Genomic DNA, 14,207 nt, shown 5'->3' with positions numbered 1-14,207 from the left:
GGGCATGATATGCCGCAGACAGAGGGCAGACCGTGGACGCACCATCGCAGGTTGAATTCGACATCATCCGCCAGAGCGGCCTGTTCCTGTCCGACTGGTATCTGGCGGCGCATCCCGAGGCGGCGGCGCAGGGCGGCGATGGGTTGGCGCATTTCTGCACGCAAGGCTGGCGCGCCGGGGCGCGGCCCAACCCGTATTTTCATCCGCACTGGTATCTGGAGCGCTATCCGGATGTCGCCGCGAATGGCGGCAACCCGCTGCTGCATTACATCTCCGCCGGTGAGGCCGAGGGCCGCGACCCCTGCCCCTATTTCTTCACCGCCTGGTATCGCCGCACCTATGAGCTGACGCTGGAGACCTCCTGCCTCAACCATTTCCTGCACCGGCGCACGCTGGGCCAGGTCAACCCGCTGCCGGTCTTCGACGGCGCCTGGTATCTCGACCAGAATCGCGACGTGGCCGAGGGCGGGGCGGACCCGTTCGAGCATTTCCTGGCCTTCGGCGTGGCGGAGGAGCGTGACCCCTCGCCGGAATTCGACATCAAATTCTATCTCGGCCGCTATGGGAAATATCTGCAAGGGCAGAACCCGCTGCTGCATTATCTGGCCAACCAGGAAAGCGGCATTTTCCTGCCCCGGCGCCCGGAGCAGGAAGGGCTGATCCCCGCCGCCATCCGCCGCGCCACCCGCCCTGCCCCGTTTTTCGAGGAATTCAGCGCCGCCCCCGCCCATGCCGCGCGCAAAGCCAGGCTGCTGGCCTTCTATCTGCCGCAATTCCACCGTGTGGCGGAGAATGACAGCTGGTGGGGCAAGGGCTTTACCGACTGGACCAATCTCGGCCGCGCCATGCCGCGCTTCGTCGGCCATGTGCAGCCGCGCGTGCCGCGCGATCTCGGCCATTATTCGCTGGATGACCCGGCGACGCTGAAGCGCCAGGTGGAGATGGCCAAGGCCGCCGGGCTGTCGGGCTTCGTGTTCTATTATTACTGGTTCAACCGCCACCGGCTGCTGGAAAAGCCGCTGGAGCAATTTCTCTCAGACCCGTCGCTGGATTTTTCCTTCTGCGCGATGTGGGCGAACGAGAACTGGACCCGGCGCTGGGACGGGATGGAGCGCGAGGTGCTGATCGCGCAGGAATATCTGGAGGAGGATGACGAGGCGCTGGTGGCGAGCTTCGCGCGGCTCTTCGCCGATCCGCGCCATATCCGCATCGAGGGCCGGCCGCTTTTGATGATCTACCGCGCCAATCTGATCCCGGATGCGGTGGCGCGCATCCGCCGTTGGCGCCGGCTTTTCGAGGCCCATCACGGCGAGCGCCCGCTGCTGATCATGGCCCAGAGCCTGGGCGATGATTACGACCCCACACCGTACGGGCTGGACGGGGCGGTGGAGTTTCCGCCGCACAAGCTCAGCCAGGCCACCGCCCGGATCAATGAAAAACTCGACCTGCTGGACCCGGATTTCATCGCCACCGTGCATGATTACGCGGATCTGGCCCGCACCTCGCTGGCGCTGCCGGTGCCGGATTATCCGCTGATCAAGACCATCGTGCCCGGCTGGGATAATGACCCGCGCCGCGAAGGCAAGGGGCTGGCGCTGCATAACGCCACCCCGGCTCTGTACCAGGACTGGCTGGAGAAGCTGATCTCCTACGCCGCCGATCATTCTTTCTACGGCGAAAAACTGATCTGCGTGAATGCCTGGAATGAGTGGGCAGAGGGCGCGTTTCTGGAGCCGGACATCCATGCCGGTGCGGCCTTTCTGAACGCCACGGCGCGCGCCATCGTCGAGCGCGAGGCGGGCGACCTTGCCGCCGGCATCCTGCTGGTCGGGCATGATGCGCAGGCGCATGGCGCGCAATTGCTGCTGCTGCACATCGCTGGCCAGCTGAAGCGCCAATGGGGGCTGAAGGTGCATCTGCTGCTGCTGGGCGTCGGCCCGCTGCTGGCGCGCTATTACGAGGTGGCGGAGGTGACGGTCGCCTATGACAAGACCATCATCGGCCATCATCTGGACCAGTATCGGCGCATGGGGCTGCGCCATGCCATCGTCAATTCCGCCGCCGCGGCGCGGGTGGTGCCCTGGGCGGCGGCCCGCAATATCGAGAGCGTGCTGCTGATCCACGAACTGCCGCAGCTGCTGAAGGAATATAATCTGGAAATCCAGGCGCGGCTCGGCGGCGCGGCGGCGGCGCATCTGGTGTTCTCCTCCACCTTCGTCGCGGATAAAGTCCGCGCCGCGATCGGGCTGGATGGCACCAACGAGGCGGTGCTGGCGCAAGGCAATTACCAGAGCCTGCGCCCCGACCCGCAGGCCCGCGCCGAGATGCGCGCCGCACTGGGGCTGGGCGCGACGGATTTCCTGATCCTGGGGGCCGGCTTCGCGCATATCCGCAAAGGCTTCGATCTGTTCCTGCAGCTGGCCCGCAGGCTGGCGGCAAAACGCGCGGATCTGCGCTTCATCTGGGTCGGCGATATCGAGTTCAAGCTGAAAACCTATCTCGAACCCGAGATGGCGGCGCTGCAGGCGCAAGGCCGCTTCACCCATATCCCCTTCACCGACAAGGTGGCCCGCTATTTCGCCGCCGCCGACCTGCTGGCGCTGACCTCGCGCGAGGACCCGCTGCCGACGGTGGTGATGGAGGCGCTGGCCTGCGGGGTGCCCTGTGTCGCCTTCGATGAGAGCGGCGGCATTCCGGAGCTGCTGCGCGCGGAGGCGGCTGGTTATGTCGCCGCGGCCGGGGATCTGGAGGATTATCAGGCCGGGCTGGAGGGCCTGCTCGACCATAAGGCGCTGGCCGCGCTGCGCCCGCGCCTGGCGCAAATGGCGGCGCGCCGGTTCGATTTTCCGGCTTATGTGGACAGGCTGCTCGCCCTGGCCGCGCCGGGGCTCAAGCGCATCAGCGCCGTGGTGCTGAACTATAATTACGCCCGGCATCTGCCCGAGCGTCTCACCAGCATCTTCGAACAGACCTACCCGGTGCAGGAGATCCTGCTGCTGGACGATGCCTCGCGCGATGACAGCCTGGCGGTGGCGCGCGACTGCGCCACGGCGGCCGGGCGGGAGATGCGGGTGATCGCCAATGAAGCCAATTCCGGCTCGGTCTTCGCGCAATGGCGCAAGGCGGCGCAGGCGGCGCAAGGCGATTATGTCTGGCTCTGCGAGGCGGATGATGCCGCGCATCCAAGCTTCCTGGCGCAGCTGGCCGAGGCGCTGGCGCGCGATGAGGACACGCTGCTGGCCTTCACCGACAGCCGCGCCGTGGATGAAGCCGGTCAGGAAACCATGTCCAGCTATCAGGGCTATTATTTCCAGTCCGGCGAGCGCGGGCTGGCGGCATCGGGCAGCTGGAAAGCTGGAGAATTCGCGGCGAAATTCTTAAGCTTGCGTAACTTCATTCCCAATGTCAGCGCGGTTTTGTGGCGGCGTGAGGCGCTGTTGCGGGCGCTGGACGCGGTGCCGGATCTGGAAGGCTGGACCCTGGCCGGGGATTGGCGGCTCTATCTGGAGCTGCTGGCCGGCCAGGCCGGGCGCGTCGCCTTCATCGCCACGCCGTTGAATACCCACCGCCGGCACCAAAGCAGCGTCACCGCGAGGCTGGATCATGCCGCGCATCTGGCGGAAATCGAGCGGCTGCATGCGCTGGCGGCAGCCCGGCTGCAGCTGCCGGCGGACGTGCTGGCGGCGCAGGCGGCTTATCGCACCCAGCTCGCCGGGCAGTTCGCACGTGCGAAAAAGAAACCGGCGGCGCCTGTTGCCAGACGCAAGAAGGTCTGATTGTACTGCTTGCGGTTGATCATGAAACGATTGGAGTGCGTATGAAAATCCTGTTGACCGGCGGTTGTGGCTTCATCGGCTCCGCCGTCGTGCGCCGGGCGATCCGCCAGGAAGGGCACGAGATCGTCAATATCGACAAGATGACCTACGCCGCCTCGGAAGATGCGCTGGAGGATGCGGGAAGCAATCCGAATCATCTGCTGCTGAGACAGGATATCTGCGACGCCGCCGGCATCCGCGCCGCCTTCGCCGCGCACCAGCCGGACGCGGTGATGCATCTGGCCGCCGAAAGCCATGTGGACCGCTCCATCGACGGCCCGGCCGCCTTCGTGGAGACCAATGTCACCGGCACCTTCGTGATGCTGGAAGCGGCGCGTGAATATTTCGCCACACTTTCCGGCGAGAAGAAGGAGCGTTTCCGCTTCCATCACATCTCCACCGACGAGGTGTTCGGCGCGCTGGAAGATAACGACCCGCCCTTCAACGAGCACACGCCTTACGACCCGCGCAGCCCCTATTCCTCCTCCAAGGCCGCCTCCGACCATCTGGCCCGCGCCTGGATGCACACTTACGGCCTGCCGGTGATCGTCTCCAACACCACCAACAATTACGGCAAATGGCAGTTCCCGGAAAAGCTGATCCCGCTGGTCACGCTGAACGCCATCGAGGAGAAGCCGCTGCCGGTATACGGTGCGGGCCTGAACACCCGCGACTGGCTGTTCGTGGATGACCATGCCGAGGCGCTGCTGAAGGTCGTCACCACCGGCATTCCGGGCGCGACCTACTGCATCGGGGCACGCCAGCCGCGCAAGAATCTCGACGTGGTGAAGGCGATCTGCGCCGTGCTGGACAAGAAGCTGCCGAGCCCGAACGGGGCGCGCGAACGGCTGATCACCTATGTCACCGACCGCCCCGGCCATGATAACCGCTACGAGATCGACCCGAGCAGCGCCGAGACGGCGCTGAACTGGAAAGCCGCGCATGATTTCGAGCGCGGGCTGGAAGCCACCATCGGCTGGTATCTGGATAACCGCCCCTGGTGGGAAGGCATCCGCGCCAAAAAATATTCCGGCAAGCGCCTCGGCGCCGCCGCCTAACGCCCTTTTCTCTTTCAGCAGGCATTTCCCATGATCAAAAAGGGCATCATCCTCGCCGGCGGCTCCGGCACGCGGCTGCATCCGATCACCCAGGCCAGCTCCAAGCAGCTGCTGCCGGTGTTCGACAAGCCGATGATCTATTACCCGCTCTGCACGCTGATGCTGGCGGGCATCCAGGAGGTGCTGATCATCTCCACCCCGCAGGACCTGCCGCAATTCCAGCGCCTGTTCCATGACGGCGCGCATCTTGGCATCCGCATCGCCTATGCCGAGCAGCCGAGCCCCGATGGTCTGGCCCAGGCCTTCCTGATCGGCGAAAAATGGATCGATGGCGAGGCCTGCGCCCTGGCGCTGGGCGACAACCTCATCCATGGCGACCATCTCTCCACCTTGCTGCGCGCCGCCGGCGCCCGGCCGGAAGGGGCGACGGTGTTCGCCTATCAGGTCCGCGATCCGGAGCGTTACGGCGTCGTCAGCTTCGATTCCGATGGCAAGGCGATCAATATCGTCGAAAAACCGACCGCCCCTGAATCCAACTGGGCCGTCACCGGCCTCTATTTCTACGACAAGCGCGTCACCGAGCTGGCCAAGCAGGTGAAGCCCTCACCGCGCGGCGAGCTGGAGATCACCGATCTCAACAACATGTATCTGCAGGAAGGCACGCTGAAGGTGGACCGGCTCGGCCGTGGCACCGCCTGGCTGGATGCCGGCACGCCCGACAGCCTGCTGCAGGCCGCCACCTTCGTGCAGACCATCCAGGACCGCCAGGGCAATCTGGTCGGCAGCCCGGAGGAGGTCGCTTTCCGCATGGGCTTCATCAATGCCGAGCAGCTGCGCGAACAGGCCAAGAAGATCCATAAGACCGAGCTTGGCCGCATTCTCCTGAACATCGCCGACGGGGTGCATCACTGATGAAGATCGAATCGCTCGCCATTCCCGAGGTCAAGCTGATCACCCCGCCGAAATTCGGCGATAACCGGGGATTTTTCTCCGAAACCTGGAGCGCCGCCAAGCTCAAGGCCCAGGGCTTCGACGAACATTTCGTCCAGGATAATCAGAGCTTCTCCGCCCAGAAGGGCACGCTGCGCGGGCTGCATTGCCAGGCCCAGCCCTTCGTGCAGGGCAAGCTGGTGCGCGTCATTCGCGGCGCCATCTGGGATGTGGCGGTGGATATCCGCCAGGGCTCGCCGACCTACGGCAAATGGGTGGGGGCGGAGATCTCGGCCGAGAACTGGACCCAGATCTGGGTGCCCGGCGGCTTCCTGCACGGCTTCGTCACTTTGGTTGAGAATACCGAGGTGATCTACAAGGTCACCGGCGATTACGACAAAGCCTCCGAGCGCGCGGTGATCTGGAATGACCCGACCCTGGCGATCGACTGGCCGGTGCCGGCCGATGGCGTGGTGCTCTCCGACAAGGACAAGGTCGCGCCCGCCTTCAATCCCAACGACACCTGGTTCACCTACGCATGATCCTGGTCACCGGCGCCTCCGGGCAGTTGGGCGATGCGCTGGCCAAGCGCCTCGCCGCGCGTGGCATCCCGTTCATGGCGGTGAAGCGGCCTGAATTCGATTTCGAGCAGCCCGCGACCATCGCGGCGGCGTTCGATGCGGCCAGGCCCAGCCTGGTCATCAACGCCGCCGCCTATACCGCGGTGGACAAGGCCGAGACCGACCAGGAGGCGGCCCGCGCCGGCAACCATACCGGCCCGCTGGCGCTGGCGCAGCTCTGCGCCAAGGCCGATATCCCCTTCATCCATGTCTCCACCGATTACGTCTTCGATGGCGACAAGGGCGCACCCTATGTCGAGACCGACCCGACCGGCCCGACCGGCGTATATGGCGCCACCAAGCGCGACGGCGAGGAGGCGATCCTCGCCACCGACGCCAAGGCGATCATTCTGCGCACCGCCTGGGTCTATTCCGCCCATGGCAAGAATTTCGCCCGCACCATGATCAATGCCGGGCGCAAGATGCCGGTGCTGCGTGTCGTCGCCGACCAGCGCGGCACCCCGACCGCCGCCGGCGATCTGGCGGATGCGATTCTGGCGATCGCCGACAAGATCGCAGCCACCGGCTGGCAGCCAGCCTATCGCGGCCTCTATCATGCCACCGGCGATGGCGAGACGACCTGGCACGGCTTCGCCAGCGCGATTTTCGGGGAAGCCGCCAAGCAGGGCTATCAGCCGCCGCAGGTGCAGCCCATCGCCACCGCCGACTGGCCGACACCCACCCGCCGCCCGCCCGATTCCCGGCTGGATAACACCAAGCTGGAGGCCGTGTTCGGGGTCCGGCTGCCGGACTGGCGCGCCACTTTGCCGGGTGTGGTCACGGACCTGCTGGCGCCGGAGGGTTAGAGCAATATGCGTTTAGGTTGACGCGGCAGCGTCCCCCTAAACGCATGAAATTGCTCGCCAAAACATGAGTACAGCGAGATGGGTTTATCCGGACGCGTCAGCGTCCAGATAAACCCATGAAACGGCTTGCCAAACTCAACATAGGGCCTCACCCCCGGCCGCTTGAGGCGCTGCTGAATACACGCTAGGATCGAAACGATTTTGAAACACACGCTGAGTATGCAAAGAGGCGTTGCGTTGCCGGCGCATAAATACGTATACTAACAATCAGGCGCGGCGTCTGACTCTCGTTGACCGCCGCCGCCACGTTACCCATTCGCGGGAATGGAAGGAAAGCTTGAGACATGACCCCTGCTTCGGTTAATGCTCCGGCGAGCGCGTTCCGCAATGCGGGTGTCGCCATTCTGCTCTCCACCTTCAACGGGGCGGCGTATCTGCCCGCACAGCTGAACAGCTTCCTCTCGCAGACCCATGAGCATTGGGTGCTGCATTGGCGCGACGATGGCTCAACCGACGAGACCGTCGCCATCATGCGGGCCTTCGCGGCGCGGGTCGGGGCCGAGCGCTGTATCGAATCCTCCTCCTCCGGCCCGCATCTCGGGGCGTTTTCCAGCTTCCTCACCTTGCTGCGGGAAAATCTCGGCGCGATGGCGCTGGCCTTTGCCGACCAGGATGATGTCTGGCTGCCCGAGAAGCTGCAGTGCGCGCTGGAAATCCTGTCCCAGGCGGAGGATGTCCCAGCACTTTATTGCGCCCGCCAATACCGGGTGGATGAATCGCTGCGCAACGCCAGCCTCTCCGCCTCACATACCGGCACGCCGGGCTTTCCTGCCTGCCTGACCCAGAATATCGCCAACGGCAACACGCTGGTGCTCAACGCCGCTGCCGCCGCCCTGGTTGCCACCGCCAGCGAACCGAACGGTACGGTGCATGATTGGTGGAGCTATATCGTCGTCTCCGCCTGTGGCGGGCGGATTCTGTTCGATGAGCGCCCGCAGGTGCTCTACCGGCTGCATAAGAGCAATCTGATCGGCCGGGCGCAGCCGCTGCATCAGCGCGCGCTGGCGGCGCTGCGGCGCGGGCCGGTCGTGTTCATGACCATGATGCAGCGCCATGCCGATGCGCTGGCCAAGCAGGAGGCCAAGCTGACGCCGATGGCCCGGCAGGATCTGGCGGTGCTGCGCGCCGGGCTGCATGGCGGGCTGGCACAGCGCCTCACCGCCTTGCGCTGCCCGCGCCTGCGCCGGCGCACAAGGCTGGAAAACCTGCTTTTCGCTGTCTGGTTCCTCACCTGCCGCCGCTTCCTGGCCGCCCCGCAGCCGCTGCTCGATTCCGTGCCGGCGAAACGCGCCGCCCCGGCCTTGCAGGAGAGCTGAACCCGCGCTGAACCCGCCCGGGGCCAAAAAAAACGCCCTTGCGGGCGTTTTCTTTCAGGCCTCGCGGATATCCTGCCACTCCTCGGTGAAGGGCTTCTTGCGGAAGGTCGCCCATAAGAAATTCATCGTATAGCGCAGCCCGATGGTGAACACCCCCTCCCCCACCAGCCGCCGGCCGGAGGATTGCGCCGGCAGGCGGAAGGTGAATTTCACCGTGCCGACCTTGGAGAGGCGGTTGGCCATGTCGGTATCCTCGCCATAGAAGGAGAAGCGCAGATCCGGGTTGCCGAGCTTCAGCATCGCCTCGCGCTTGACCACGAAATTGCCACCCTGGAGCATGGCGCCGATATTCAGCACGTAATGATTGAACACATAGGCCAGCCAGGCCAGCCGGTAATAGCAGGCGACGACGACATTCACCTTGCGCGGCACGCCGTAATAGACATACGGGCCGGAGAGCCCGACCAGCGCCGCGGAGCGGCCGAACTGGCGCAGCACTTCCGCGAGCCAGCCTTCCGGGATCACGGTATCGGCGTCGATATTGGCGATCAGTTCGCCGGTGGAATTCTCGAACCCGCTCCAGCGCGCCTGCACCAGCCCCTTGCGCGGCTCGTCCACCACCCGCACCCCCTCCACCGCCAGCGCCACCGCGCGGGTATCGTCGGTGCTGGCATTGTTGACGACGATGATCTCCGCCTCCTCGCCCAGTTTCAGGCCGGCGCGCGCGATTTCCTCGCGGATCGCCAGCAGCGAGCGGCCCAGCAGGGCTTGCTCATTATAGGCCGGAACGACGAAACTGATCTTCATAGCGCATAAGCTCCTGAGACTCGGGGCGGGGCGGACCACCCTTAAACCCCCTATCAACAGGGAGAGCGCCCGGAAGGCGAATGACCTTTTGATGAAACCAGGAATAGCCGGCATTTTCCAGATTTTTCGTCGAGCCTCCGGCGGCGGCCGCGATGCGCGGCGGTCTTGCGGTTGACAGAGCGGCGCTGGCTTGGCATAGGGCGCCCCCAACTTGTTTCAATTTTTTAGCCGAGACCTCTGATGAAGATCCGCAATTCCCTCAAGTCCGCGAAGCTTCGCGATAAGAACTGCCGCGTTGTCCGCCGCCATGGCCGGGTTTACGTGATCAACAAGAAGAACCCGCGCATGAAGGCGCGCCAGGGCTAATCCCCCTCGGTTCTTTTCGAGATGGCAAAAAGCCCGGCAGCTTGCCGGGCTTTTTGCATGGGCGCCGCGCGGCTCAGCCTCGCCATAGCGGCCAGAACATGCCGGCGCGCATGCGATAGGCGGCGTAGGCGTCCGCCAGCGCGGAGTCGCCAAACCGGCGCTCCTCGCGCCGCGCCGCGATGACATAGAGCGCGCTGAGCAGAACCGGCACGACCCACCCCGCCAGCCCCCGCGCCGCCAGCGCCGTGCCCAGCCAGAACAGCATATAGGCCAGGTAGAACGGATGGCGGACGCGGCGATATGGCCCGTGCCGCACCAGGCAATGCGGCGCCTGCGGATCGAATGCCAGATGCAGCCGGGCGCCGCGGCTGGCCCGCACCGCGGCGCGGAACAGCGCCAGCGCGGCGGCGAACAGCCCCAGCGCGACCGACCAGGCGAATAAGGGGCAGGCCCAGAGCCGCCACCAGAAGATCGCCAGCCCCAGCAGGCTCAACAAGCTGACGCCCCGCATGCCGCGCCGCATCCCGCCCGCCGACTCGAAATGCCACCGCACCCCCCAGACGAAAGCCGCGAAACAGCCTGTGCCGGCAAAGAAGGTGAGCAGGGCCGCGATCATCGGCGGGATCCGGCGTCGGTCAGGGGCAAGTCTGGCATCCAGCCTTCTCTTTGACCCGAGGCTGGGCGCAGGGGCGACAAAAAACCGTTAACGCGCGGCGGAGTTGCGTTCACAATCTCGTTGGCAACATCGTGCCGCCCCCTCGCCGCCGCATGATCGGGGCGTCGCGCGCGCTCCTGGACGCCGTTTTGGCACGCCATCTTTTGCACGCAGACCATGCGATGTCCCGACGAATGAACAGAGTGCGCTTTCTACCCGATATCTTAAATTCCGGACAGACAACGTTAGTATTTCTGACAGCGAACACCCACGAAAACGTGAGGAATTGCCGGGTAGATTGGCAATTTACAACCTCGCGGCGCAGCCATAAATTACTTTGGCGAAAAAATTCTGCCCTTTGCAAACCATCAATTAAAGATAGCGTTTTCTAAAAAAAGACTGTACGTAAAGTTGTGCGCGTCCGACGTGTCAATTCGTGTTTTTTGCGTCGCATGAAAGGCGAGCGTTTTTCCGAAGATGAGCGACTCGACCGAAGTTTTTCCAAAAACATTCTTGCTACCCGCATTTTTTCGACAGTTCGCGCGCAATGGCATGGCGGCTGTTAACTATATCCTGGGCACGCAACTCCCCGAGGACCTGCGCGAGCGGCTCATGCTCGATCAGGCCAAGGATTTCAGCTATGTGATCAGCGCCATCGCGGTGCTGGGGCTCAACACCATCGCGCTGATTTTCTTCGATTTCCTGCATGCGCCTTGGCTCGTGGGCCGCAGCGCCGCGATCCTCGGCGCGGGCTTTTGCTATATCGCCATTCTGTTCAATGCCCGCGCCTGGCTGCAACGCGAGCAGCCGACCCAGATGAGTGCCGACGCCTATATCGGCCGGATGGCGCGCCTGTTGTTCCTGCTGGGCTGTTTCTGGTCGGCGCTGCTGCTGGTGGTGGTGCGCGAGGCCGGGCCCTGGCAGCTTTGCCTGCTTTACGCGATCATGACCGGCTGCCTCGCCACCCCGGTGGTGGTCTCGCCGGCACTCTGCGCCTTCGCTTACTGGCTGCCGGTCTCCATCGGCGTCACCGCCACCATGATCGCCTCTCACCACGCCAATATATTCGCGGTGGTGGATCTCCTGGCCTTCGTCGCCCTCACCGGCTTCTGCATTTTTTTCCTCAATCGCCGCACGAATGAACGCGCCATCAGCGCCATCCGGCTGGAGGAGAATACCGAGGTCATCCGCCTGCTGTTGCGCGATTTCGAGGAAAGCGCCTCCGACTGGCTCTGGGAGACCAACGCCCAGATGGAGCTGCAGCAGGTGAGCCACCGCCTGGTTCAGGTGGCGCGCCGGCCGGCCGAGGCTCTGACCGGGCCGTTCCCCGAGGCGATCCTCGGCGAGGGCGCCTTGCGCGACGCCCCGCCCGGATCGTCGGTCGAGCGGCTGCGGCGCGCCATCGCCGAGCGCTCGCCCTTCCGCGACCTGGTGATCCCGGTGATGATCGAGAACGAGCTGCGCTACTGGTCGCTCACCGGCAAGCCGATTCTGGATAAGCATGGGCGCTTTGGCGGCTATCATGGCGTCGGCTCGGACATTACCGGCCAGCGCCGCCAGCAGGAGCATATCTCCTTCCTCGCCCGGCATGACAGCCTGACCAAGCTCGCCAACCGCATGCTGTTCTCCGAGGTGTTGCACCAATGCTGCGAGAATGCCGCCAATTCCGGCTTCGCGCTGCTCTGCCTCGATCTCGATAACTTCAAGATGATCAATGATTCGCTGGGCCATGCCACCGGCGATGCGGTGCTGGTGGCGGTGGCCGAGCGGCTGCGCGGCTGCATCCGGGATTTCGACATCGCGGCCCGGCTCGGCGGCGATGAATTCGCCATATTGGTGATGACCAGCGACGAAAACGAGGCGCAGTCGATCGCCAACCGCATCATCGAGCGGATCATGCGCCCGTTCCATTTCGACGGGCAGGCGCTGCAGATCGGCGTCTCCATCGGCATCGCCAATGCCCCGCGCGACGGCGACAACCCGACTGCGCTCATGAAAAGCGCCGATCTGGCACTCTACCGCGCCAAGTCAGACGGGCGGGGCATCGTGCGCATCTTCGACCAGGGCATGGACGACATGATCCGCGCCAAGCGGGCAATGCACATCGCGCTGCGCCAGGCGCTGGCGCGCCAGGAGCTGAGCGTCGCCTATCAGCCGATCGTGGATCTCAATAGCGGCCAGATCATCAGCGCCGAGGCGCTGGTGCGCTGGCAGCATGCCGAGCAAGGCGAAATTCCGCCCGGGCGTTTCATTCCGATTGCCGAAGAGTTCGGGCTGATCGAGGAAATCGGCGACTTCGTGCTGCGCCAGGCCTGCGCCGCCGTCGCCACCTGGCCGGCCCATATCAGCGTCGCGGTCAATCTTTCCCCCTCGCCCAGCGGGGCACAGCGCCTCGTCCAGAGCATTCTCGACGTGCTGGCCGAACATGAGCTGCCCCCTGAACGGCTGGAGCTGGAGGTGGTGGAAAGCACGATCCTGGAAGTCGGCAGCCCGACCGAGCAGGCGCTCTGCCAGCTGCATGAGCATGGCGTGCGCATCGCGCTGGACGATTTCGGCACCGGCTATTCCTCACTCTCCTATCTGCGCCGCTTTCCGTTCAGCAAGCTGAAGATCGACGGCTCCTTCGTGCGCGATCTCGGCAACCCGCACCCTGGCCCCGGCCGGCCCGGTGAAACCGCGACCGAGAAGGCCGACAGCTCGATCATCCTGGCGATCATCGGGCTGGCGGAGAATATGAACATGGCGGTGACCGCCGAAGGGGTGGAAACCGCCGAGCAGGCGGAAATCCTGCGCAGCTATGGCTGCACCCAGGCGCAGGGCTACCTGTTCCACAAGCCGATGGATGCGGCACGCATCGCCGCCTTGCTGCGCGACGCGCCGCCGCCCCGGCGCGTCAGCCCGCCGCGCCACGCGATGTACTAGAGCAATATGTGTTTAGATTGACGCAGCAGCGTCAATCTAAACACATGAAATTGCTCGCCAATATCATGGCCGAAGGTCCGCTGCGCGCTCTTGGCTCTTGGCCTCAGCCCGCCAGGATGGCTAAATGCGCGTCCATGAAGGAAGCTACGGGTGCGTCGCCGGCGATGGCGCAATGGTTCGCCATCAAGGCACAGCACGAGGACTCCCTGCTGTTTTTCCGCATGGGGGATTTCTACGAGCTGTTCTTCGCCGACGCCCAGGCGGCGAGCGCGGCGCTGGACATCGCCCTGACCGCGCGCGGCCAGCATCAGGGCGAGCCGATCGCCATGTGCGGTGTGCCGGTGAGCCAGGCCGAGACCTATCTGGCCCGGCTGATCCGGCGCGGCTTTCGCGTCGCCATCGTCGAACAGCTGGAAGACCCGGCCGCGGCCAAGGCGCGCGGCGCCAAGGGGCCGCTCAAGCGCGGGGTGGTGCGCCTCGTCACCCCCGGCACCCTCACCGAAGAGGCGCTGCTGGAGGCCGGGCGGGCGAATTTCTGCGCCGCCATCGTCGCGCATGAGGGCGTTTTTGGCCTGGCCTGGGCGGATATTTCCACCGGCCAGTTCGAGACCGAGCAGAGCGGGCCAGACGGGCTGGCCGCCATCCTCGGGCGGCTGGACCCGGCGGAGATTCTGGCCGCCGAGGAAATTCCGCTCGGCGCCTATGCGGCGCGGCGGGTGGAAACCAGACGCATGGCGCTGCATCTGCCCGCCAATGCCGAGGCCGCGGCGCGCGACCTCGCCCAGCGCTTCGGCGCCGCCAGCCTGGATGCGTTCGGGGATTTCTCCGGCGCCGAGGCGCTCGCCGCCAGTT

Annotated in this window: 10 protein-coding genes and 1 pseudogene; 9 read left to right on the top strand and 2 right to left on the bottom strand. The window is 64.9% G+C overall.

Features of this window, described 5'->3' with window-relative positions; genetic code table 11:
- The first annotated feature begins 32 nt into the window (after positions 1-32).
- The 6 genes from MXAZACID_RS01125 to MXAZACID_RS01100 all read left to right on the top strand — a co-directional run bounded on the left by MXAZACID_RS01125 (position 33) and on the right by MXAZACID_RS01100 (position 8,605).
- Positions 33-3,776: a glycoside hydrolase family 99-like domain-containing protein gene (locus tag MXAZACID_RS01125; protein WP_008492164.1), complete on the top strand. Its 3,744-nt coding sequence runs from the start codon at positions 33-35 to the stop codon at positions 3,774-3,776.
- Between the two features lie 41 nt (positions 3,777-3,817).
- On the top strand, positions 3,818-4,873 hold the full coding sequence (gene rfbB, locus MXAZACID_RS01120) for a dTDP-glucose 4,6-dehydratase (RefSeq protein ID WP_008492163.1): 1,056 nt from the start codon (positions 3,818-3,820) through the stop codon (positions 4,871-4,873).
- Between the two features lie 30 nt (positions 4,874-4,903).
- Positions 4,904-5,785, top strand: a complete 882-nt coding sequence (rfbA, locus tag MXAZACID_RS01115) for a glucose-1-phosphate thymidylyltransferase RfbA (RefSeq protein ID WP_008492162.1) — start codon at positions 4,904-4,906, stop codon at positions 5,783-5,785.
- Positions 5,785-6,345: a dTDP-4-dehydrorhamnose 3,5-epimerase gene (gene rfbC / locus MXAZACID_RS01110; RefSeq protein ID WP_008492161.1), complete on the top strand. Its 561-nt coding sequence runs from the start codon at positions 5,785-5,787 to the stop codon at positions 6,343-6,345. Before rfbA ends, rfbC begins: the two co-directional genes overlap by 1 nt.
- Positions 6,342-7,229 (top strand): dTDP-4-dehydrorhamnose reductase, encoded by an 888-nt coding sequence (gene rfbD, locus MXAZACID_RS01105; RefSeq protein ID WP_008492160.1) that lies wholly within the window; start codon positions 6,342-6,344, stop codon positions 7,227-7,229. The genes rfbC and rfbD overlap by 4 nt, the downstream gene beginning before the upstream one ends.
- Before the next feature lie 344 nt (positions 7,230-7,573).
- Positions 7,574-8,605, top strand: coding sequence for a glycosyltransferase (locus tag MXAZACID_RS01100; protein WP_008492159.1), 1,032 nt, complete (start codon positions 7,574-7,576; stop codon positions 8,603-8,605).
- Between the two features lie 54 nt (positions 8,606-8,659).
- Here MXAZACID_RS01100 and MXAZACID_RS01095 read toward each other — a convergent pair whose 3' ends face one another.
- A complete protein-coding gene (locus tag MXAZACID_RS01095; protein ID WP_008492158.1) occupies positions 8,660-9,412 on the bottom strand; it encodes a glycosyltransferase family 2 protein in 753 nt (250 codons plus the stop codon).
- Between the two features lie 240 nt (positions 9,413-9,652).
- On the opposite strand from MXAZACID_RS01095, the gene ykgO reads away from it, so the two are divergent.
- Positions 9,653-9,778 carry a type B 50S ribosomal protein L36 gene (gene ykgO / locus MXAZACID_RS01090; RefSeq protein ID WP_008492157.1) on the top strand — a complete coding sequence of 42 codons (126 nt, stop codon included), beginning with the start codon at positions 9,653-9,655 and terminating at the stop codon, positions 9,776-9,778.
- Between the two features lie 73 nt (positions 9,779-9,851).
- On the opposite strand, the gene MXAZACID_RS01085 is transcribed toward ykgO, so the two are convergent.
- The gene (locus MXAZACID_RS01085) at positions 9,852-10,394 is read right to left on the bottom strand and encodes an isoprenylcysteine carboxylmethyltransferase family protein (RefSeq protein WP_008492156.1); all 543 of its coding nucleotides are present in this window, start codon (positions 10,392-10,394) and stop codon (positions 9,852-9,854) included.
- Between the two features lie 591 nt (positions 10,395-10,985).
- Here MXAZACID_RS01085 and MXAZACID_RS01080 point away from each other — a divergent pair.
- Positions 10,986-13,355 (top strand): bifunctional diguanylate cyclase/phosphodiesterase, encoded by a 2,370-nt coding sequence (locus MXAZACID_RS01080; protein ID WP_051060131.1) that lies wholly within the window; start codon positions 10,986-10,988, stop codon positions 13,353-13,355.
- Positions 13,356-13,489: 134 nt separating this feature from the next.
- Positions 13,490-14,207, top strand: a pseudogene (locus MXAZACID_RS01075) (DNA mismatch repair protein MutS); the annotation flags it as partial.

The organism is Acidocella sp. MX-AZ02 (assembly GCF_000306035.1).
GTDB lineage: Bacteria > Pseudomonadota > Alphaproteobacteria > Acetobacterales > Acetobacteraceae > Acidocella > Acidocella facilis.
This window is presented reverse-complemented; position numbering and strand designations above follow the sequence as displayed.

Bases quoted from the DNA above. Each gene is read 5' to 3' on its own strand.
- rfbB (WP_008492163.1), top strand. From the start codon at position 3,818: ATGAAAATCCTGTTGACCGGCGGTTGTGGCTTCATCGGCTCCGCCGTC.
- rfbA (WP_008492162.1), top strand. From the start codon at position 4,904: ATGATCAAAAAGGGCATCATCCTCGCCGGCGGCTCCGGCACGCGGCTG.
- rfbC (WP_008492161.1), top strand. From the start codon at position 5,785: ATGAAGATCGAATCGCTCGCCATTCCCGAGGTCAAGCTGATCACCCCG.
- rfbD (WP_008492160.1), top strand. From the start codon at position 6,342: ATGATCCTGGTCACCGGCGCCTCCGGGCAGTTGGGCGATGCGCTGGCC.
- MXAZACID_RS01100 (WP_008492159.1), top strand. From the start codon at position 7,574: ATGACCCCTGCTTCGGTTAATGCTCCGGCGAGCGCGTTCCGCAATGCG.
- MXAZACID_RS01095 (WP_008492158.1), bottom strand. From the start codon at position 9,412: ATGAAGATCAGTTTCGTCGTTCCGGCCTATAATGAGCAAGCCCTGCTG.
- ykgO (WP_008492157.1), top strand. From the start codon at position 9,653: ATGAAGATCCGCAATTCCCTCAAGTCCGCGAAGCTTCGCGATAAGAAC.
- MXAZACID_RS01085 (WP_008492156.1), bottom strand. From the start codon at position 10,394: ATGATCGCGGCCCTGCTCACCTTCTTTGCCGGCACAGGCTGTTTCGCG.
- MXAZACID_RS01080 (WP_051060131.1), top strand. From the start codon at position 10,986: ATGGCGGCTGTTAACTATATCCTGGGCACGCAACTCCCCGAGGACCTG.